21 protein-coding genes are annotated in these 19,225 nt (G+C 59.2%); 9 read left to right on the plus strand and 12 right to left on the minus strand.

The window, feature by feature from the left end:
- Positions 1-71: 71 nt before the first annotated feature.
- The 8 genes from GOV87_RS10125 to rbfA form a co-directional block, all read right to left on the minus strand.
- The gene (locus GOV87_RS10125; RefSeq protein ID WP_171211672.1) at positions 72-728 is read right to left on the minus strand and encodes a sulfotransferase family protein; all 657 of its coding nucleotides are present in this window, start codon (positions 726-728) and stop codon (positions 72-74) included.
- A gap of 111 nt (positions 729-839) precedes the next feature.
- Positions 840-1,469 carry an outer membrane protein gene (locus tag GOV87_RS10130; RefSeq protein ID WP_171122923.1) on the minus strand — a complete coding sequence of 210 codons (630 nt, stop codon included), beginning with the start codon at positions 1,467-1,469 and terminating at the stop codon, positions 840-842.
- A 333-nt stretch (positions 1,470-1,802) separates the two neighbouring features.
- Positions 1,803-2,072 (minus strand): 30S ribosomal protein S15, encoded by a 270-nt coding sequence (gene rpsO, locus GOV87_RS10135; protein ID WP_171122921.1) that lies wholly within the window; start codon positions 2,070-2,072, stop codon positions 1,803-1,805.
- A gap of 146 nt (positions 2,073-2,218) precedes the next feature.
- Positions 2,219-3,211: a calcium-binding protein gene (locus tag GOV87_RS10140; protein WP_171211673.1), complete on the minus strand. Its 993-nt coding sequence runs from the start codon at positions 3,209-3,211 to the stop codon at positions 2,219-2,221.
- A 94-nt stretch (positions 3,212-3,305) separates the two neighbouring features.
- Positions 3,306-3,809, minus strand: a complete 504-nt coding sequence (locus GOV87_RS10145; protein WP_171211674.1) for a DUF1643 domain-containing protein — start codon at positions 3,807-3,809, stop codon at positions 3,306-3,308.
- A gap of 20 nt (positions 3,810-3,829) precedes the next feature.
- On the minus strand, positions 3,830-4,735 hold the full coding sequence (truB, locus tag GOV87_RS10150) for a tRNA pseudouridine(55) synthase TruB (protein ID WP_171211675.1): 906 nt from the start codon (positions 4,733-4,735) through the stop codon (positions 3,830-3,832).
- 60 nt (positions 4,736-4,795) lie between these two features.
- Entirely contained in the window at positions 4,796-5,533 is a 738-nt protein-coding gene (locus GOV87_RS10155; protein WP_171122913.1) for a phosphodiester glycosidase family protein, read from the minus strand.
- Entirely contained in the window at positions 5,530-5,925 is a 396-nt protein-coding gene (gene rbfA, locus GOV87_RS10160) for a 30S ribosome-binding factor RbfA (RefSeq protein ID WP_170379347.1), read from the minus strand. The genes GOV87_RS10155 and rbfA overlap by 4 nt, the downstream gene beginning before the upstream one ends.
- 90 nt (positions 5,926-6,015) lie before the next feature.
- Here rbfA and dapB point away from each other — a divergent pair, with 90 nt between their 5' ends.
- Complete coding sequence (gene dapB / locus GOV87_RS10165) at positions 6,016-6,825, plus strand: 4-hydroxy-tetrahydrodipicolinate reductase (RefSeq protein ID WP_171124214.1); 810 nt, start codon at positions 6,016-6,018, stop codon at positions 6,823-6,825.
- Positions 6,826-6,953: 128 nt separating this feature from the next.
- On the opposite strand, the gene GOV87_RS10170 is transcribed toward dapB, so the two are convergent.
- Positions 6,954-7,544 (minus strand): HD domain-containing protein, encoded by a 591-nt coding sequence (locus tag GOV87_RS10170; protein ID WP_171211676.1) that lies wholly within the window; start codon positions 7,542-7,544, stop codon positions 6,954-6,956.
- On the minus strand, positions 7,541-8,677 hold the full coding sequence (locus GOV87_RS10175) for a TauD/TfdA family dioxygenase (RefSeq protein WP_171211677.1): 1,137 nt from the start codon (positions 8,675-8,677) through the stop codon (positions 7,541-7,543). Before GOV87_RS10175 ends, GOV87_RS10170 begins: the two co-directional genes overlap by 4 nt.
- 98 nt (positions 8,678-8,775) lie before the next feature.
- On the opposite strand from GOV87_RS10175, the gene GOV87_RS10180 reads away from it, so the two are divergent.
- The gene (locus GOV87_RS10180) at positions 8,776-9,630 is read left to right on the plus strand and encodes a LysR family transcriptional regulator (RefSeq protein ID WP_171211678.1); all 855 of its coding nucleotides are present in this window, start codon (positions 8,776-8,778) and stop codon (positions 9,628-9,630) included.
- A 4-nt stretch (positions 9,631-9,634) separates the two neighbouring features.
- Here the strand turns inward: GOV87_RS10180 and GOV87_RS10185 are convergent, their stop codons facing one another.
- Positions 9,635-9,817, minus strand: coding sequence for a DUF1674 domain-containing protein (locus tag GOV87_RS10185; RefSeq protein WP_171123228.1), 183 nt, complete (start codon positions 9,815-9,817; stop codon positions 9,635-9,637).
- An 88-nt stretch (positions 9,818-9,905) separates the two neighbouring features.
- On the opposite strand from GOV87_RS10185, the gene GOV87_RS10190 reads away from it, so the two are divergent.
- From GOV87_RS10190 to GOV87_RS10220, 7 genes are all read left to right on the plus strand, one after another.
- Positions 9,906-11,162 carry an RsmB/NOP family class I SAM-dependent RNA methyltransferase gene (locus GOV87_RS10190; RefSeq protein WP_171211679.1) on the plus strand — a complete coding sequence of 419 codons (1,257 nt, stop codon included), beginning with the start codon at positions 9,906-9,908 and terminating at the stop codon, positions 11,160-11,162.
- A gap of 90 nt (positions 11,163-11,252) precedes the next feature.
- Positions 11,253-12,992, plus strand: a complete 1,740-nt coding sequence (locus tag GOV87_RS10195) for a heparinase II/III family protein (protein WP_171211680.1) — start codon at positions 11,253-11,255, stop codon at positions 12,990-12,992.
- A gap of 22 nt (positions 12,993-13,014) precedes the next feature.
- A complete protein-coding gene (gene purH / locus GOV87_RS10200) occupies positions 13,015-14,604 on the plus strand; it encodes a bifunctional phosphoribosylaminoimidazolecarboxamide formyltransferase/IMP cyclohydrolase (protein ID WP_171211681.1) in 1,590 nt (529 codons plus the stop codon).
- Positions 14,604-15,074 carry a signal peptidase II gene (lspA, locus tag GOV87_RS10205; RefSeq protein ID WP_171211682.1) on the plus strand — a complete coding sequence of 157 codons (471 nt, stop codon included), beginning with the start codon at positions 14,604-14,606 and terminating at the stop codon, positions 15,072-15,074. The genes purH and lspA overlap by 1 nt, the downstream gene beginning before the upstream one ends.
- A gap of 50 nt (positions 15,075-15,124) precedes the next feature.
- Positions 15,125-15,643 (plus strand): DUF3035 domain-containing protein, encoded by a 519-nt coding sequence (locus GOV87_RS10210; RefSeq protein ID WP_171122891.1) that lies wholly within the window; start codon positions 15,125-15,127, stop codon positions 15,641-15,643.
- Between the two features lie 82 nt (positions 15,644-15,725).
- On the plus strand, positions 15,726-17,066 hold the full coding sequence (locus GOV87_RS10215; protein WP_171211683.1) for a pitrilysin family protein: 1,341 nt from the start codon (positions 15,726-15,728) through the stop codon (positions 17,064-17,066).
- Positions 17,063-18,367 (plus strand): pitrilysin family protein, encoded by a 1,305-nt coding sequence (locus GOV87_RS10220; RefSeq protein WP_171124230.1) that lies wholly within the window; start codon positions 17,063-17,065, stop codon positions 18,365-18,367. Before GOV87_RS10215 ends, GOV87_RS10220 begins: the two co-directional genes overlap by 4 nt.
- Before the next feature lie 3 nt (positions 18,368-18,370).
- On the opposite strand, the gene GOV87_RS10225 is transcribed toward GOV87_RS10220, so the two are convergent.
- Complete coding sequence (locus GOV87_RS10225) at positions 18,371-19,192, minus strand: cyclic nucleotide-binding domain-containing protein (protein ID WP_217360827.1); 822 nt, start codon at positions 19,190-19,192, stop codon at positions 18,371-18,373.
- Positions 19,193-19,225 lie beyond the last annotated feature (33 nt).

Below are 19,225 nucleotides of genomic sequence, written 5' to 3' on the forward strand. Positions count from 1 at the left end.
TTTTAAGTATGCCTTTAGGCGATTGTGCCGGACGGGCTCAGTGGCGGCCTTGTTGGCGCTACGGACTGTAATTAGGACTGCCCGAGCCGCCCAAATAAACCCGGTTTTTCACGGTGGCGTCCATCTTCGAACGCATAATTGAACACATCGATGTCCCGGGCGTACACGCGGCCAACAATGTCGCGGGTTTCCTGGTCATAGTAATCCCGATAATCCGTGCGCTTCGACTGTTTGCGGTGCCGAATAACGAGGCGTCGCATTCCGATCTGTTTCAGTGCCTTGCGAAGGTCGTCATCAAACCGTTCGAAACGCCCGACAAAGTCCAGGGGCATGTTTCCTGATGCGTCGGTCAGGTACAGATATTGCGGTTGAAAATAGCGGATTTGCAGAAACTTTTCGGGGTCTTGGGAAAGGGCCTGCGCGAATTCTTTGAACGACCCATGTTCAGTTACCTCGGTGATTTCGGGCCGCCTTTGACACACGTAGTGATACCCTGAAACAAAGCGGTCCCATGGATTGCGCACAAAGCTGAACTTGAAATAGTCATTGGCGTCGGCGCCCAACAGGTCAAAGTACTGAGAGATATAGTCGATATTTTTGTCGCGCGGGTCGCGCGGATTGACTTGTCGCCCAAAAAAGCGGTCCCGTTTCAGAACCGTAGTCACAGTTGATCCGCCGGATTTGGGGATGTGGACAAAGATCACCTTGATGTTCGGAAAAATGGGCATCGGTTTTCCCTTGGAGCGCGGCTGTACGAGCTTGCCAGACCGAGCCGAGTTGTCGGCATCGGCCTGTTTCGGGCCGTCAGGATTATGGACCTGCCGGACGTTTTGTGCGCGTCAGAATCGATAGGCGACGCGTGCCGTGATGGTGCTCAGGTCAAAATCCGAGTCGTTTGGTGCGTCGTCAAAATCGCCGCTCACATCACGATAGGTGTAGTCTGCACCGGCAAACCAGCGGTCGTTGAAGTTGTACTCCATACCCAAGCCGATGTTGAAGCCGTCCAGCGTTGTCTGGCTTTCCCTGTCAAATTGCGCACTTGGGTGGACCCGCAATCTGGACCATGACCAACCCAAAGCGCCGTAGAACATGAAATCGCCGTTCACGTACCCAACCCGGCCACGAAGGTCAGCGAAATCCATCACTTCCCGCGTTTCGGGGTCGCCCTTTTCGACGACATGAGACAGGTTCGAATACCGGACTTCAGCGCCATAGATCATATCGCCGCGCTGCATGTTATAGCCAAACAACGCACCAAAGCTGCGGCCGTTGTCGGGATCGAACGAGGCATTTCTCGTACCGCCGGACAGAACCGGAAAATCCGTTGTTCCGTCTGCTGCGGCCGCGCCAATTTCAAGCCCCGCATAGACACCCTCAAACGCGCTTGCGGCAGACGTGCTATCCGCATGGGCCGCGTCAGGAACGGCTTGCACCAGTGGTATCAGGGACAAGAGGGCAAACTTCCTCATCCAAACTCTCCTTAAACAATTACGCAAATTACAAGATGACTTGTGTCAGGGCTGAGGGGAATCATAGGGCAGCCGCCCGGAGTGGAAAAGAAAATGTAGAAAACGTTAAGATTTTAGGCGGGTGTTGGTGCCAAAAAACAAGACATCGGCTCGCGATCAGCGGTCCTGCGGTGCCGCTTTAGCAATTCCGAGGTTTTGGCAGATGTCCCGGTTCGGTTGCGGTTATCGAATCGCATCCTGAATTTGTCTATGGGCCAAACAAAAACGCCCACCGTTTGGTGGGCGTTAAAGTCAAAAATCCGGGGTTTCGAACCCGAAAACACCAGTTGGTGTTTAGCGGCGGATGCCCAGTTTCTGGATCAGGTCCTGGTAACGCGCTTCTTCCTTGCCCTTCAGGTAGTCCAGCAGCTTACGGCGCTGGGCGACCATTTTCAGCAGACCGCGACGACCGTGGTTGTCTTTTTTGTGGGTCTTGAAGTGCTCGGTCAGGGTGTTGATGCGCGAGGTCAGGATTGCAACCTGCACTTCAGGCGAACCGGTGTCGCCGTCCTTGGTTGCGAATTCTTTCATGACGCGTGCTTTTTCAGCGGCAGTAATCGACATCGGGGTCTCCTTGTAAAAGGTTAAGGTTGATGGCGCAGGCCGGGATGTCGTCCAGCGCAGGCCCATGGAGAAAACCGCACCGATTCCGGCACGGATGCGCGCGTATAAGCGGAATTGGGATAAATGGCAAAGGGATTCTGTGCGGCTTAACCTGTCGCCGCCAGTTGCGCCAGATCTCCTTCGGCGATCAGTTGGATATCATTGTTGGTCAGCTCGTCGGCGTGCAGCAACTGCGCGACGTGCTGGCCGTTGATCGAGACATTGGTCAGCGTGTCATCCTCGAGGTCCGGCTCGATCCTTATGTCGGGGTCTTCTTCACCCTCCCATGAGATCAGCAACTTGTCCTGCCCCGGCTGGAAATCCATGACAGTGATCGCTTGTTCCTGCTGATCCGTCACAACAACATCGTCGCTGCCGTCGCCGCCAGTTACAATATCTTTGCCATCAGCCAATATGGTGTCATTTCCATCACCGCCGTTCAGAAAATCCGCAGTATCGTCCGAACCTATCAGGACGTCGTCACCATCACCACCGAACAGGACGTCCTGTCCCGCGCCACCGTCCAGATGATCGTCGCCATAGCCGCCATGCAGAGCATCGGCGCCTTTACCACCGATCAGGGTGTCGTTGTCCTGTCCGCCATATAGCTCGTCCTCACCCGTGCCGCCGTCCAGAATGTCGTCGCCGAGATGCCCAAACAGCGCATCGTTCCCCTCACCCCCCGCTATTTGATCTGCCCCGCCTTCGCCGTGCAGGACATCATGTCCGTCTTCGCCAAGAAGGTGGTCTTCACCTTCGCCGCCGTGTAGAGTGTCGTCACCTTCCTCGCCTGCAACAGTATCGTTGCTACTGTACCCGTTGATTTGGTCGTCGCCATCCTGCCCAGCCAGGATGTCTGGCCCCTCTGAGCCTGCAATAATCAGATCACCCTGGAATTCGGATATCACTGTCCCTGTCGAGGGTTCAGCAGGGATGTCTCCGGTTTCGTCAACATCCAACAGGTTGCCTTCTGAAACCTCCTGCGGCTCATCCTCGACGGTTTCCTCGTTTTCAAGGTCTATGTCGGCCTCAAAAACATCACCAATCGCATAGGCAGCGCCACCAACTGCGGCAAGGCCCAGCAAGCCGAATAGAAACATGACATCCCTCCGCAAACGTGCTGCATCAAGGGGATTTGTCTCATGTTGCCAGATGGTTGGTCAAAGTCGAGTTGGATTTGTGGTTAATCCATGATCACCATGGTTCGGGCTGTTGGGTATAGGCAATATAGAGCGGATGCTTGGGATGGCCGTCCTTGGTCAGCCCCAGATGGAACAGCGGCTGCCCGGTGCCGCGCAGCAGGGTTTCGACCGCCGGGCCGCGATCAAGATGGGCGCCGTGGGTGCCCCAAGCGGCGATGATCTGATCGGCCCATTGCACACCATCCAGAATGGCTGCGTCATTTTCCGGCCCAACTGGATCGGCGGCGGCGCGCATTTTGCGCGGGTCGGTGTCGCGCCATGCAAAGATGTTCGTGACCTGAAACGCACCAAACCCCAGCGCCCGAGCGCGGCGTTCGCAGCGTTCAACCGTAGGGTCGTTCTGCACCTCGGTCGCAGTGGACGGGTTCAGCATCACGAACAACGCTTTACGCCCGTCCGCATCCCACACGCGGGTCAGGCTATAACGGTAGTTTTCGCAATCGGAATAGACGGCGGTCGAGGGGGCATCGCCCTTGATATGCGTTCGGGTAATCATGCCCCCGCCTAGCACGGTGTTCAGGTGACGAACACCCGGCTGGGGTGCAATTCGCCCGATTTGTAGATGCCGACCGCTACGGCCTTACCATCCAAAGAGGCCCACGCCTCGTCGCCGTATTCCACGCCCGAGGCCAGCACCATGCCCGGATTGCCGTTGCGCAGGCGTGTGGCACCCTCGGGGGTGCATTTCAACTCGGGCAGGTCGGCGAGGCCGGTTTCTAGCGGGTGCAGGTAGTCGTCCAAGGCGGTGGTCTTGGCCATCTCGTCGATCTGTTCGATGCTTAGTCCATCCTCAACCTCGAACGGGCCGGACCAGATGCGGCGCAGCTCTTTCACATGTCCGTGGCATCCCAGCGCCGCGCCCAGATCGCGGGCGATCGAGCGGACGTAGCCGCCTTTGCCGCAGGTCATCTCCAGCACCACATGGTCTTCATCAGGGCGGTCGACAAGGATCAATTCCTCAACCCAAAGCGGCCGGGCGGACAGTTCCACATCTTCGCCATCGCGGGCCAGCTTATAGGCGCGCTGGCCGTCGATCTTAACGGCCGAGAACTTGGGCGGCACTTGCATGATATCACCCAGAAACGGCGTCAGCGCCTGCTTGATATCGTCATCCGTGGGGCGTGCATCGCTTTGCGCAATCACCTCGCCCTCGGCATCGTCGGTGTTGGTGGCCTGACCCAAACGCACGGTGAAGGTGTAGGCTTTCAACGCATCGGTGATATATGGAACGGTCTTGGTCGCCTCACCCAGTGCAACGGCCAGAACGCCGGTTGCTTCGGGGTCCAGCGTCCCCGCGTGGCCCGCTTTCTTGGCATCCATCGCCCAACGCACCTTGTTCACCACTGCGGTCGAGGTCATGCCCGCGGGCTTGTCCACCACCAGCCAACCGGAAATGTCGCGGCCCTTGCGTTTGCGTCCCATGTCTTACCTTGAATCTTGCTAAGGCGCGCGAGTTAGCGGATCACAAAAGCCCTGTCAATTTCAGGGTGCGTCCTCGACCACGCCCACGATCGGCCCGAGCGAAAAACCAACGTCCGACCGATTGCTGGCCCGTTCGTACATCCGTGAAATATTACCGTCGAAGAACAGCGCGTTCGGGGTTTCCAACACATCCCGAAACAGGCTGCCGAATTCGTGGAAGGTGACATAGTCGTCCGAGATCACAAACACGGCCCGTGTGCCGTCGGCGCTGGTGCCGACACCGTTGCGCACGAAAACCGAGGTCGAGTCGGGCAGAAAGCGCGGGTGTAACTCTCCGTTGATCACAAGCATGGGGCCGGACTGGGTTGCAAACTGACAATCAGGAGATTGATCAACGAAATCTAAAGTCTCGAACACATCCGCGCGGCCCTCGCGGATGCAGAACACACCGTTGGGCAGCAGGCCGAAATTGCCGGGGCCGGGATTGGCGATGACGCGCATCTGTTCCTGACCATTCTCGACATAGTGGCCCACGGGCGAGCGGTCGTCGTGATACATCCCGGCGTTCATCGCAAAAGCCAGTCGCTTGCCGTCACTGGCCAGCGCGTCGTTCACCGAGGAAAAATGACCCAACAGATCGCCATTGTCGTCGTTCAGAAAGAGGCGCAGATCCTGGTTGGCGGCGTCCACCTCGCAAACAGTATAACGCTTGGCGTCGTGGGTGACTTTCTCGCAGCTTACCGCACCGGCCTGCGCGGCCCAAAGGACCGCGCCCAATGTGACCAGCGTGCGGATCACTCGTCCAGATCGCGGCGCACCGCGTCCTGTTCGAACATGCGGCGGGTGTCGTCCAGACGGTCGAAAGTATCATCCAGACGGAACCGCAGATCGGGCGAGAATTTCAGATTCAGCTTCTTGCCGATCATGCGCCGCAGCTCGCCCTTGTTGCGGGCCAGCAAGTCGATCACGTCTTCTTGGCCCTTGCCGCCCAATGGCAGCACATAAGCGGTGGCGATCTTCAGATCGGGCGAGGTGCGCACCTCACCTACGGTGATCGACATGCGGTTCAGGTCGGGGTCGTGGACATCTCCGCGCGCCAGAACCTCAGACAGGGTGCGACGGATCAGTTCGCCGACACGTAGCTGTCGTTGGGACGGGCCGGGGCCATCGTGGAATTTGTTCTTTGCCATGTCCTCGATCTAAGCCCAAATCCCACCTTTGCCAAGCGGCCCCGAACCGGGTAGGAGGCTTTGAGCCGACAGAAACAGGGAAAGAACGCCATGACCCATATTCCGGGGATCGTCATCACAGGGGCTTCGGGCCGTATGGGGCAGATGCTGATCAAGACCGTGACCGACAGTGATCAGGCGCGTCTGGTCGGCGTGGTCGAGCGTAAGGGCCATGACTGGATCGGTCAGGATGTGGGCACAGCCATGGGCGGGCAGGCGCTGGGTGTTACTGTTACGGATGACCCGCTTGAGGCATTCGCACAGGCGCAGGCTGTCATCGATTTTACCGCGCCCGAAGCGACGCTGGAATTTGCTGCACTGGCAGCGCAGGCACGTTGTGTCCATGTGATCGGCACGACGGGCATGACGGATGAACAGATCGCTGCGCTTGAGCCTGCCTCCCGCCACGCGGCGATCGTGCGCGCTGGTAATATGAGCCTCGGCGTCAACCTGCTGGTGCAACTGACCAAAAAAGTTGCCGCTGCGCTGGATGAGGATTTCGATATCGAAGTGATCGAGGGCCACCACCACCACAAGGTCGACGCGCCCTCGGGCACGGCGCTGATGCTGGGCGAGGCCGCAGCCGAAGGACGCGGTGTCAATCTGGCCGATGTGTCTGATCGGGGCCGCGACGGTATCACCGGAGCGCGCAAGCGCGGGGATATCGGATTCCACGCCATTCGCGGCGGCGACATCGTGGGTGAACACGACGTCTTGTTCGCCGCCCCCGGCGAGCGCATCGTCCTGCGCCATCTGGCCACCGACCGCGCGATCTTTGCCCGCGGCGCGTTGAAGGCCGCGCTCTGGGGGCAGGGTAAGGCGCCGGGTCAATATGACATGGTGGATGTGCTGGGGTTGTAGGGGCTAAATCAGCAATCTCAGATAGTTGTAAGCAACATAGACGTCGGTCCAGACCGCGTGCAGGGCGTAGGTCTGCCGCACAAGACAGGTGGAATTTCATAATATTGGGGGCAGGCTAATTCCTGTGATCAGCCCGCGTCCAGATGACGATCGACCATCCTCTGTACCATGGGGGCGAAATGGGCGAAGTCGGGGGTTTCCATGTCGGGGCGTTTGCCTGCTTCGTCCAGATAACGGACCTGAACGATCTCTTTCAGGTTTGGATTGGACTCGAATTCGGCGACTTCATCGGCGCTCATCGGGCCGCCCTGCAATTCCAACGTATGAACTGAGGCCGCAGAAAGGCGGTCGAAATACTCGGGTTTGGTGGCGCACAGATAGCGTTTGGCGGCCACATGGTAGCGGCAGCAATCGGTGATAACCGAGGGGAAGAACTGTTCCAGAACCGCCGCGCCTGCGTCCTCGTGGTGGCGGTCTTCAGTGTCGTCGGGATGGTAACTGCCGAACTCGGACGTGAAATGGCCGATGTCATGAAGCAAGGCACCCACAATGATTTCATCCGGCATTCCGTTTTGTTCGGCGATGGTCGCGCCTTGCAGCATGTGCTGGGCCATGGTGACGGGTTCACCCAGATACTCTTCGCTGCCACGGCGGTCGAAGATGTCGCCAATAAAGGCCACGATGTTGTCACGGCTCAGGGTCGAGTAATCAGGTTTCATTCCGCTGCCTCCGGTTGGGCCTCTTCCATTGCGGCCAGCGTCGATAGCAAGCCGTCCTTGTCAGCATAACACCCCTGCAACCAGCGTGACCCCGCGCCGGAATATCCCAGTCGCGCGTGCAGGACACGGGTGTTGTCGACGATGAAACTCTCGCCCGGTTCCAGCTTGAAGGACACACCCATGGCAGGGTCATCAATGATCTCGGCCAGTTGGCGATAGGCGGTGTAATACGCTTCCATGTGGTCAAACGGGATATCCACGAAAGGAGCAGAGGAGCGGTTGTTGAACCGGATGCCGATCAACTCTCCGTCCGGGGACAGTTCGATCATTGGGCGGCGCGCGCGCAGGCAAACTCCGTCAGACCCCTTAAATTCGAACCGGGCCGGGTAACCTGACAACAAGGCAAAGCCGTCGGGGTTCTGATCCCGCAGTTTTTCGGCAGCGAGGAAACCGTCCACCACGATCGAGTCCCCACCTTCGGCACTGTTTTCAAGGCAATAGAGGATTTGCAGGGTTGGCACCGGGTCGCGATAAGGGTTGTCAGTATGGGCTTGCAACCCCAGCCCGGTAAAGGCGAGGTTGGTCGGATTCACCTCGGTCCGAACCTCGAAATAGGGGCCATAGTTGGTCTTGCGTACATAGCCGAACAGATCTGCGACCTTCAGCAGGGATTCCGGCTCGCACGGGCCGTTCGTCAGCTTGGCAAAGCCGAATTCAGCAATGGCGGCCAGCCAGTCGCGCTTGGCTGCGGGGTCGGCGTGAACCTCATCCCAATCTGCGCTGGGGGCGTCCAAACCACTTTGCCACGTCGTTATACCCGGGGCTGTCCGACCAGCGAGAAGCGGTCGATCGCAGTCATAGATGTGATCGGCTAGCCAATCGGCGGGAAAGGTCACGCTTTTGTTTTCGGGCTGAAAAGTGATGTGCAGGTCGCCGTTTTTTACGCTTGCGGACTCGACGGAAACATCGGCGGGGATATCGCCGATTGTTATCAGGCGCTGGCCATTGCCGGGTGCGCGTGTCTCTGGGTCCAGCGCGTTGTCGCGCAGCCATATCGCATGGAATCGGGCCTGAGTGCCGGTATCAAACTCTACTGTCACAACGGACGCATCATGATTGGCGGTACGCAGCATAGGGGCCTCCTGATCAACGCGGGCTACGCTTGAGGAGATATGCGTCCAGTGACATAAACACAATTAAACCTTATTACGACTGAGGGCTGGAAAAATTTATGTCTAAAAAGAAAGTCGGATTACCGCCACTGGATTGGCTGCGCGTGTTCGAGGCCGCAGGGCGTTTGGGCGGGTTTTCGGCAGCCGCACGAGAATTCGGTTTGACGCAGGCGGCGGTCAGTCAGCGGATCGGAAACCTTGAGGCGTGGCTGGGGCGGACATTGTTCGTGCGTGAGGCACGCGGCGTGTCGCTGACGGTTGAAGGCGAAAGCTATCTGCCGCTGGTGCAGGACAGCCTGCAGGCGTTAGAGCGGAATACTGAAGACCTGTTTGGCAAAGCCCCCCGTGAATTGCGCGTTGCCGGTTTGTCGTCGAATATCCACGCGCTGGTGTTGCCGAGCCTGATCCGGTTTCAAGCGCTTCGACCCAAAGTGCGGGTCATGACCGACTCTGTCGCGCGTCGGTCGTCCTTGGCTGAGGAACCTACATGGTTGCAGATCCGGTACGGGCGCGGGGCATGGCACGGCCGCGACGCAGAACTGATCGCGCCCGAGGTGCTCGTTCCGATGGCTGCACCGGACGTCGCGTGGGGGGCGCCGCTGATCAACCTGCGTGGTGAGCGACCGGGTTGGAGCGATTGGGCAAACAAGACCGGACACGAGGACGTGCCCCCTTCGAAAGTCAGCTTTGACTCAATGGAACACGCGCTGACGGCGGCGTGTCAGGGATTGGGCGTTGTGCTGGGGTCGGTGCCGTTGGCCGACGCGCACCTGCGCGAGGGTCGTTTGCACAGGATGGGCTTGCCTGAACTGGAAACGAAGGATGGGTATTGGCTGACATGGCCCGAAGAACGGGCAAAGTCGAAAAATCAGCGCGCTCTGATCATGGATTTCCTGCAGGCGTTGCGCGGCTAGGCAATCAGAAGTCGATTGCGATGCCTTTCTTTTCCCAATCGCCATAACGCGCCGGGTCGGGGCCGTCGCGTCCACCCAGTTCCTTTGGACTCTCTTTTGCCTTCTCCTCGGCCTTGCGGCGGCGCTCTTCGGCCTCGGCCAAAGCGCGCTGGGCGGCTGGTGGCAGGTCTTTGGAATCATCGCTCATGACATCGGGTTCCTTTCCGTGCTTGGGCTTGATATACGCCCCCGTCCCCGCTTGGCAATGCAGGCGCGGCGTATCGAAAGGCGATTTCATGTCCGACACCGCAACGGCAGCGCGGCGCAGCGCGATCTATCTGCTGGATCAGATTCTGGGAGAAGGGCGACTGTTGTCCGAATGTCTGGCCGCCGGCGCATTGGACAGATTGAGCCCCGAGGACCGCGCGCGGGCGCAGCGGCTGACGCTGGAAACCCTCCGCGGATTGGAGCGGGCCGACCGTCTGCTGGGCAATCACCTGAACCGGACGCCCGCGCTGACGGTCCATAACGCCCTGCGTCTTGGCGCGGTTGAGCTGTGCCACGGTGAGGCGGCGCATGGTGTCGTCAATTCCATGGTCGAAATTGTGGGCCGCTCGCGCAAGCATGGCCGCCTCAAAGGGTTGGTGAATGCTGTACTGCGCAAAGTGGCCGCCGAAGGGCCGGACGCATGGCCAAAGATGCGTGTGCCGCGCCTGCCCGAATGGTTGCGCGATCCGCTTGTCATGGCTTGGGGCGCCGAGGCGGTAACGGGTATGGAAAGCGCGCATTTCGACGGCGCTCCGCTGGATGTTTCTACCAAACCCAACACCCAGGGTCCGGGTGAGGCATTGCCGACCGGGTCGCTTCGGGTGCGTGATGCGGGTCAGGTCTCGGCGCTGCCAGGATATGATCGCGGAGACTGGTGGGTGCAGGATGCGGCAGCGGCGCTGCCGGTTCGAATACTGGCACCCAAGTCGGGTGAGAAAATACTAGACCTGTGCGCTGCACCGGGCGGGAAGACCTTGCAGTTGGCGGCAGAAGGGGCCGAAGTCACAGCGCTGGACATCTCGGAGTCGCGGCTTGAGCGTGTGCGCGAAAACCTTGTGCGGACCGGGTTGAAGGCCACAGTGATCGCCGGGGATGCGTTGGAGTATCAGGGCCAATATGACGCCATTCTGTTGGATGCCCCGTGTTCGGCCACGGGAACCATTCGTCGGCACCCAGATTTGCCCTTTGCAAAGGACGGATCGGAATTTGGCGGGTTGATTGAATTGCAGGCGCAGATGCTGGCTCATGCGTGGGGTCTGCTTAAACCCGGCGGACGGCTGGTTTATTGCACTTGTTCGCTGCTGCCCGACGAGGGTGAGGTCCAGATCGAAGAGGCGTTGCCTCAATATCCCGACATGCAGGTCGATCGCGGGGCCGTCATGGTGGCCGGGGTCGAAAAAGGCTGGATCACGGAAGAGGGCGGCCTGCGTCTGCGGCCCGATTACTGGGCGGATCGCGGTGGAATGGACGGGTTTTACATCGCCTGTCTGAACAAAACGGAATAAGGCGACGCTTTTCGGTGACTTGACGGGCGTCGCGGTCTATCGTTGGGTCTCAGGCGCCAGCAGAGCGCAAGAGGCAGAGTAACGAGCGGCATGTCGAACTCAGATACCATGGCCAATCGGTGGACGCGGTTTCAGAACCGTCTTTATGCGCGGCTCAGTCAGCGTCGCAAGGCGGTTGCAGGGTTCGCGGCTGATCCCGAGCCGCGCACCGTGGGCTCGTTCGCGCGGGGTCGTCAGTTGGTTGCTGGCAACCTGTTGTTCGCGGGGTTTCTGGTCGAAGCGCAGGATACCGGCCTGTGGGACGTGACTGCGCCCAGCACTGGTTTTGACAATGAACGCCACGGGTTTGCGTGGCTGGATGATCTAGCCGCCGTCGGAGATATGCGCGCCCGTGAAAAGGCGCAGCGCTGGGTGTGGGGTTGGATCGACGCACATGGTCGTGGGCAGGGTCCGGGCTGGGCACCGGATCTGACCGGACGCCGGGTGATACGGTGGATCAACCATTCGGCGTTTCTGTTACGCGGCATGGATGACGAACGGTCCAAGGTGTTTTTTCGGGCTTTGGCGCAACAATCCTGGTTCCTGTCCAAACGATGGCAGGCCGCAACACCTGGTTTGCCGAGGTTCGAGGCTTTGGCCGGGTTGGTGCAGGCAGGATTGGCGTTGCAAGGGCTCGAGCAGATGGCGGACCCGGCGCTGCGGGCTTTGGCGAGAGAGTGCGAAAAACAGATTGACACGCAGGGCGGCATCCCAACGCGCAATCCCGAAGAGTTGCTTGAAGTGTTTACCCTGCTGACCTGGACGTCGGCGGCGCTCAGCGATCTGGGGCGTGGCACACCCGGGGCGCAGGCGGATGCAATCAAGCGTATTGCGCCGACCCTGCGCAACCTGCGCCATTCGGACGGTGCGCTGGCCCGGTTTCATGGGGGTGGTCGCGGCCTTGAAGGGCGGTTGGATCAAGCCTTGGCGCAAAGCGGTGTTCGGCCCCAGCACGCAAGCGGGTTGGCGATGGGATATGCCCGGCTATACGCAGCGCGCACCAGCGTTATCGTGGATGCAAGCGCCCCGCCCAAAGGGACGGCGTCTTACAATGCGCACGCCTCGACATTGGCGTTCGAGCTTACGTCTGGTCGGCGGCCGTTGATCGTGAATTGCGGCTCGGGCGAGAGTTTCGGGCTGGAGTGGCGCCGGGCCGGGCGGGCGACGCCATCGCATTCAACCCTGTGTCTGGATGGTTATTCCAGCGCGCGCCTGACCGGGCCGGTTCCCGGCACCGAGAAAGAGGCGCTGGTCGATACTCCCAAGGACGTGCCGACAGAGCTCGAGGACGTCATCGAGGGTGCGCGTTTCATGATCGGCCACGACGGATACGCCAAGGTGTTCGGTCTGACCCATGCCAGAACCTTCGAGCTGCGCTTTGACGGTCGCGAGCTGACTGGTGAAGATATTTTGCTGACGGCGACCGACAAGGCCAAGCGGCAGTTCGACAAGGCGTTGGATGCGTCGAACCTCAAAGGTATCGAGTTTGACGTAAGGTTTCACCTGCACCCGGATGTGGATGCAGCGATTGATCTGGGTGGCGCGGCGGTGTCCATGGCGCTGAAAAGTGGTGAGATCTGGGTGTTCCGCCACGATGGCGTGGCAAAATTGTCAGTTGAACCAAGTGTTTACCTTGAGAAGGGACGCTTGAAGCCACGCGCGACAAAACAGATCGTTCTATCTGGCCGCGCAATGGAGTATGCGACGCGCATCCGGTGGACGTTGAGCAAGGCTCAGGATACAGCCTATGCCGTGCGCGACATGCACCGGGACGAGCCCGATTTCGACTGACGCCAAAAGGACCTTTGGACCCATGACCGATCTTCACCCCGTGCGCCGCGCGTTGCTTTCCGTTTCCGACAAGACCGGATTGATAGACTTGGGTAAGGCACTGGCCGAGCGCGGGGTCGAACTGTTGTCGACCGGCGGCACGGCCAAGGCGCTGCGGGAGGCCGGGCTTGAGGTCAAGGATGTCAGCGACGTGACGGGTTTTCCCGAAATGATGGATGGCCGCGTGAAAACCCTGCATCCGATGGTGCATGGCGGTCTGCTGGCGCTGCGCGACAATGACACCCACGTTGCGGCGATGGACGAACATGGCATTGGCGCGATCGACCTGCTGGTCGTGAACCTCTATCCGTTCGAGGCGACCGTCGCCAAGGGTGCGGGCTATGACGAATGTGTCGAGAATATCGACATTGGTGGCCCCGCGATGATCCGTGCCGCTTCGAAGAACCACGCTTTTGTCAACGTTGTGGTTGATGTCGAAGATTATGACGCGCTGCTGGCAGAGCTGGCGGCCAATGACGGCCAGACATCCTATGCGTTCCGTAAGACATTGGCGCAGACGGCATATGCGCGCACGGCGGCCTATGATACTGCCGTGTCGAACTGGATGGCCGATGCGCTGGCTGCCAAGGCTCCGCGCCGTCGTGCTTTTGCGGGTGAGCTGAAACAGACCCTGCGCTATGGCGAGAACAGCCATCAGCAAGCGGCGTTCTATACCGATGGCACCAACCGTCCCGGTGTGGCGACGGCCCTGCAGCATCAGGGTAAAGAACTGAGCTATAACAACATCAACGACACTGATGCGGCGTTTGAACTGGTGGCCGAGTTTGACCCGGCGCAGGGTGCTGCATGTGCCATTATCAAACACGCCAATCCCTGCGGTGTGGCGACGGGTGCCACGCTGATCGACGCCTATAAGGCTGCGTTCGACTGCGACCGCACGTCCGCCTTTGGCGGAATTGTGGCATTGAATCAGCCTCTGGACGCGGAAACCGCGCAGGAAATCACGGGCATCTTTACTGAGGTCGTAATTGCCCCTGGTGCCTCGGATGAGGCCAAAGCGATCTTTGCGGCCAAGAAGAACCTGCGCCTGCTGACGACCGAGGCGCTGCCTGACGTGACCGCAGGCGGCAAGACCGTGCGGCAAGTGGCTGGTGGTCTGCTGGTGCAGGACAAGGATAACGGCTTTGTCGGCATGGATGATTTGAAGGTCGTGACCAAAAAGGCCCCGTCTAATGAACAGATGCGCGATCTTCTGTTTGCTTGGAAAGTGGCAAAACACGTCAAATCCAATGCCATCGTCTACGTCAAGGATGGCGCGACCGTGGGCGTGGGTGCAGGGCAAATGAGCCGCGTAGATTCGGCGCTGATCGCCGCCAAGAAAGCCGAACGCATGGCCGACGTGCTGGGGCTGCCGCAACCGCTGACCATCGGCTCGGCCGTGGCCTCGGACGCGTTCTTTCCCTTCCCTGACGGTCTGATGGAGGCGGCAGAGGCTGGCGCGACCTGTGTGATCCAGCCCGGTGGCTCGATGCGCGATGATGAAGTGATCGCGGCCGCGGATGAGGCGGGCCTTGCCATGGTCTTTACCGGCATGCGCCACTTCCGTCACTGATGCGGTATCGTCTTCTGCTCTGGGCCGCGCTGGCCGCGTTTCTCATCGACCAGATCAGTAAGTATCTGGTCGTTCACGTCATGCGCGTGTCCGAGGGCAGTATTGACGTACTGCCGCCCCTGCTGGTGTTCAAATACGGTGAGAATCGAGGCATCAATTTCGGCCTGTTTCAGGGCGATACGGATGCGGCGCGCTGGGTGCTGATTGGGATTTCGCTGGCAATTTCGCTGGGTGTGCTGATCTGGTTGCTGCGGTCCATACCGTCGAAACTGATGCAGTTTTGCGGCGGGCTACTGATCGGCGGGGCGCTGGCGAATGTTTTGGACCGGGTGCTTTATGGCTATGTGCTGGATTTTCTGAACATGTCCTGCTGCGGCATCAACAACCCGTTTGTTTTCAACCTTGCCGACGTGTTCATCTTTGCCGGTGCCATCGGACTTGTGTTGTTTGATGGAAAAAAGGCCTCGTGACGCGCCCGGGGAAATGCGATAAAAGCCCCTCAAACAGGCTGGAGACTTTGATGCGGTTGCCGCGTTCCATTATTGCAGTGACATTGGCCGTTGCTACGGCGGGATGCTCTGACATTGGCTTGCGCCATCTTGAAGCGCCCGGCCCGGGTCCGGATGAATTCTCGGTCCTGCCAGTCAAACCGCTGACACAGCCGAAGGATTATCAGTTTCTGCCTGCACCGACACCCGGCGGAGGCAATCTGACAGACCCGACGCCCAATGCGGACGCAGTCGTGGCGCTGGGCGGCAATGCTGCGGCGCTGAATCCAAACACACCGATTCCGTCATCGGATGGGGCGCTTGTGACAGCGTCCAGCCGCTATGGTGTGCCAGCGAATACGCGTCAGGTCGTCGACAGCGAAGATGCCGCGTTCCGCAAAAAGCAGGGCCGCTTTACCAGATTGCGCCTGTTCAAGGTCGACCGGTACTCGCAAATCTATCGCCGCCAAGCCCTTGATGCTGACATTCAGAACGAAGCCGCGCGCCGTGCGGGGATAGAAACGCCCTCGGCACCGCCGGTCGATGAATAATCCTTAACTTTTCGTCATCGGCCTTGAACCCGCGCCGCACCGCCGTAGTTTGAAGATCACAGAACGAAACGGAGGATGCCCCATGGTTCGGGCCCTGGCATTGTCGGCCGCCCTGATCGCCGCCACACCGGTTTTTGCCGAGGATGGCCTTGAAGCGGTCACTACCTTTACGCTGGACAACGGCATGGATGTCGTCGTGATCGAGGATCACCGCGCCCCGGTGGTGCAGCATATGGTCTGGTACCGCGCTGGGTCAGCGGATGAGCCGATTGGCTCGTCCGGCGTGGCTCATTTCCTGGAGCATCTGCTGTTCAAAGGGACCGATACGCTTGCGCCGGGTGAGTTTTCGGCGACCGTTGCGGCCAATGGCGGCAATGACAATGCGTTCACGTCCTATGATTATACCGCCTATTATCAGCGCGTTGCAGCCGATAGGCTGGAATTGATGATGCAGATGGAAGCGGACCGTATGCGCAACATCCGCCTGTCCGACGAGGACATCCGCACCGAGCGTGATGTAATCCTCGAGGAACGCAACCAGCGCACCGAAAACAACCCGCGCGCACTGTTTGGCGAACAGATGAACGCCGCGCAATACCTGAACCATCGCTATGGCGTTCCGATCATCGGCTGGCGGCACGAGATGGAAACGCTAGACATGGAAGATGCGCTGTCTTTCTACCGGACCCATTACGCGCCAAATAACGCGATTCTTGTGGTCACCGGCGATGTGCAGCCCGACGCGGTCAAGGAACTGGCGGATCAGTATTACGGCGTCATCCCGGCCAACCCCGACCTACCCGAACGGGTGCGGTCTCAGGAACCGCCGCAAACCGCTGAACGTCGCTTGACCTACAAGGATCCGCGCGTGTCTCAGCCCTATGTTCAGCGCAGTTATCTTGCGCCCGAGCGTGACCCCGGCGCGCAGGAAAAAGCGGCGGCGCTGTTCTTGCTGGCTGAATTGCTGGGTGGCGGAAACACGTCTTACCTGAACGAAAAGCTGCAGTTCGAGGAGCAAAAGGCCATTTATACGGTCGCATTCTACCGTGGGTTGTCCCTGGACGACACAACCTTTGATCTTTTGGTCGTACCGGCGCAGGGCGTTTCTCTGCAAGAGGCCGAAGATGCAATGGATCAGGCCGTAGCCGACTTTATTGCCGAAGGTGTGAACCAAGAGGATCTGGACCGGATCAAGATGCAACTCCGCGCCTCGCAAACTTATGCGCGTGACAATGTGGACGGCATCGGGAACCGGTATGGCCGTGCCCTGACCAGCGGGCTGACTGTCGAGGATGTTCAGGCGTGGCCCGATATCCTTCAGGCTGTGACCGGCGACGAGATTATCGCAGCCGCCCGTGAGGTCTTGCAGCCGGAATCCTCTGTGACCGGGTGGCTGATGCGTGACGACGAGGTGACGCAATGAAACGGATTTTCGCAACCCTGATCGCATTTGTCATCGCGTTGCCCGCATGGGCCGAGATCGACATTCAGGAGGTCACCTCGCCCGGTGGGATCACGGCATGGCTTGTCGAAGATCACTCGATCCCCTTCACCGCGCTGGAACTGCGCTTTCGCGGGGGTACGTCTTTGGATGATCCCGACAAGCGCGGGGCCACATATCTGATGAGCGGCCTGATAGAAGAAGGGGCCGGGGATATGGACGCCCGCACCTATGCGCGCGAATTGGAATCGCTGGCAGCGTCGTTCAGCTATAATGCGAGCGATGATACGGTTTCGGTCTCGGCGCAGTTTCTGACCGAAAACCGGGATGACGTGATTGATCTGTTGCACACCACGCTCCACGAACCCCGGTTCGATCAGGATGCCGTTGACCGTGTCAGGGGGCAGGTCCTGTCGGGCCTGCGCTCGGACCAGACAGACCCAAATGATATCGCCGGGCGCAATTTTGCGCGCATGGCCTACGGGGACCACCCTTATGGGTCCGAGGGGAAAGGCACCATAGACAGCGTGACGGCCCTGACCCGGGACGACGTCGTTTCGGCCTTTGAGAACGTGTTCGCGAAAGATCGGCTATACGTAGGCGCGGTTGGCGACATTACTGCCGACGAGTTGGGTACGTTGCTGGACAAACTGCTTGCCGATCTACCCGAAACGGGTAAACCCATTCCAGACCGTGCCGAAGTGACCATTCCCGGCGGGATCAGTATTGTCGAATTCGACACCCCTCAGTCGGTCGCTCTGTTCGGACATGCGGGCATTGATCGTGATGACCCCGATTTCTTTGCGGCGTTTGTTCTGAACCACATTCTTGGCGGCGGCGGATTTGAAAGTCGCCTGATGCAGGAAGTGCGTGAAAAGCGCGGACTGACCTATGGCGTGGCAACTTATCTTGTCCCCAAGGATCTGGCCTCGGTCTATCTGGGGTCGGTGTCGTCCTCAAACGACCGCATCGCCGAGGCGGTTGACGTGATCCGAAACGAATGGGCGCGCGCAGCATCAGAGGGCGTCACACAGAAAGAATTGGATGATGCCAAAACCTATCTGACGGGCGCGTATCCGCTGCGGTTTGATGGGAACGGTCAGATTGCCAGCATCATGGTCGGGATGCAGATGGATGACCTGCCGATCGACTATATCTCGACCCGCAACGACAAGGTGAACGCGGTGACACTGGAAGACGTGAACCGCGTCGCGTCAGAACTGCTGGATCCCGAGGGTCTACATTTCACGGTCGTCGGCAAACCCGAAGATCTGGACGGCTAAAGTTCAGGCCGCTGTGGGCCGTTTCTGGGCCTGTAATGTGTGTTTGTTGCTGTTCAACAGCTTTTGTCGCGCATGTCTGAAATGCGCGGCTTTCAATGCGTCGTCGATATGCCGGTTTCGCCGCAGCAGCCGGGACAGGCGGCGGTCGTCGAACACCAAGCAGGTTGTGGGTTCCGTTGCGATCACCGTGGCCGTCGCGGGCAGGCCAAGGCTGAAGGTCAGTTCCCCTAAAATCTCATCTGCACCGCATTGATTGATCACCTGCCCGTCTTTCAGAACCGTTGTGCGCCCTTTTAGGACGAAACCCAGAAAGTCGGTCGTCTCACCTTCTTCGATCAGGATATCCCCGGTATTGAAAGTCTGTATCACAGCCGTGTTCAGCAATCTGCGTGCCTGATGGGGCTTGAGCGAGTGCAGGTGTTGCGAGATGAATTGCCGTTCGGCCTCGGAGAAGCGCACCAAATGGCGCGAGAGGTATCCGCGCAACAACCCGATCACAGAGATTGCGATGTAAGACATCTGGATGATCGCCCCGGCCAGATTGAATTCTTCGGCCATGCTGATCAAAACGCAGCCCGCTGCGATGATGACCAGTAAGGGGTAAAGGGCCCCATTGCCCCGGACGATGCCGATCTGCAGCAGAAAGTAGTTCAGGATATAAAGCCCCGCCCCGAACACGCCCACCATTGTGACCAGTTGAAGGGACGTTGGGAAATCTATTGGAAAATTCAGCATGAAAAAGGCCCATTCTGGGATTGAATGGGCCTTAAACTGGGGTGGGGCTGTGAACTTGTATGTGACCCGCGTCACAACATGTTCACGCATGAGCGACCTTTCGCCCGTTTAAAGCAGGCAGGC

The sequence above is a fragment of the Ruegeria sp. HKCCA5426 genome, from assembly GCF_013034585.1.
Lineage (GTDB): Bacteria > Pseudomonadota > Alphaproteobacteria > Rhodobacterales > Rhodobacteraceae > Ruegeria.

Coding starts and splice junctions, on each gene's coding strand:
- GOV87_RS10125 (WP_171211672.1), bottom strand. CDS start 728: ATGCCCATTTTTCCGAACATCAAGGTGATCTTTGTCCACATCCCCAAA.
- GOV87_RS10130 (WP_171122923.1), bottom strand. CDS start 1,469: ATGAGGAAGTTTGCCCTCTTGTCCCTGATACCACTGGTGCAAGCCGTT.
- rpsO (WP_171122921.1), bottom strand. CDS start 2,072: ATGTCGATTACTGCCGCTGAAAAAGCACGCGTCATGAAAGAATTCGCA.
- GOV87_RS10140 (WP_171211673.1), bottom strand. CDS start 3,211: ATGTTTCTATTCGGCTTGCTGGGCCTTGCCGCAGTTGGTGGCGCTGCC.
- GOV87_RS10145 (WP_171211674.1), bottom strand. CDS start 3,809: ATGATTACCCGAACGCATATCAAGGGCGATGCCCCCTCGACCGCCGTC.
- truB (WP_171211675.1), bottom strand. CDS start 4,735: ATGGGACGCAAACGCAAGGGCCGCGACATTTCCGGTTGGCTGGTGGTG.
- rbfA (WP_170379347.1), bottom strand. CDS start 5,925: ATGGCAAAGAACAAATTCCACGATGGCCCCGGCCCGTCCCAACGACAG.
- dapB (WP_171124214.1), top strand. CDS start 6,016: ATGACCCATATTCCGGGGATCGTCATCACAGGGGCTTCGGGCCGTATG.
- GOV87_RS10170 (WP_171211676.1), bottom strand. CDS start 7,544: ATGAAACCTGATTACTCGACCCTGAGCCGTGACAACATCGTGGCCTTT.
- GOV87_RS10175 (WP_171211677.1), bottom strand. CDS start 8,677: ATGCTGCGTACCGCCAATCATGATGCGTCCGTTGTGACAGTAGAGTTT.
- GOV87_RS10180 (WP_171211678.1), top strand. CDS start 8,776: ATGTCTAAAAAGAAAGTCGGATTACCGCCACTGGATTGGCTGCGCGTG.
- GOV87_RS10185 (WP_171123228.1), bottom strand. CDS start 9,817: ATGAGCGATGATTCCAAAGACCTGCCACCAGCCGCCCAGCGCGCTTTG.
- GOV87_RS10190 (WP_171211679.1), top strand. CDS start 9,906: ATGTCCGACACCGCAACGGCAGCGCGGCGCAGCGCGATCTATCTGCTG.
- GOV87_RS10195 (WP_171211680.1), top strand. CDS start 11,253: ATGTCGAACTCAGATACCATGGCCAATCGGTGGACGCGGTTTCAGAAC.
- purH (WP_171211681.1), top strand. CDS start 13,015: ATGACCGATCTTCACCCCGTGCGCCGCGCGTTGCTTTCCGTTTCCGAC.
- lspA (WP_171211682.1), top strand. CDS start 14,604: ATGCGGTATCGTCTTCTGCTCTGGGCCGCGCTGGCCGCGTTTCTCATC.
- GOV87_RS10210 (WP_171122891.1), top strand. CDS start 15,125: ATGCGGTTGCCGCGTTCCATTATTGCAGTGACATTGGCCGTTGCTACG.
- GOV87_RS10215 (WP_171211683.1), top strand. CDS start 15,726: ATGGTTCGGGCCCTGGCATTGTCGGCCGCCCTGATCGCCGCCACACCG.
- GOV87_RS10220 (WP_171124230.1), top strand. CDS start 17,063: ATGAAACGGATTTTCGCAACCCTGATCGCATTTGTCATCGCGTTGCCC.
- GOV87_RS10225 (WP_217360827.1), bottom strand. CDS start 19,192: ATGCGTGAACATGTTGTGACGCGGGTCACATACAAGTTCACAGCCCCA.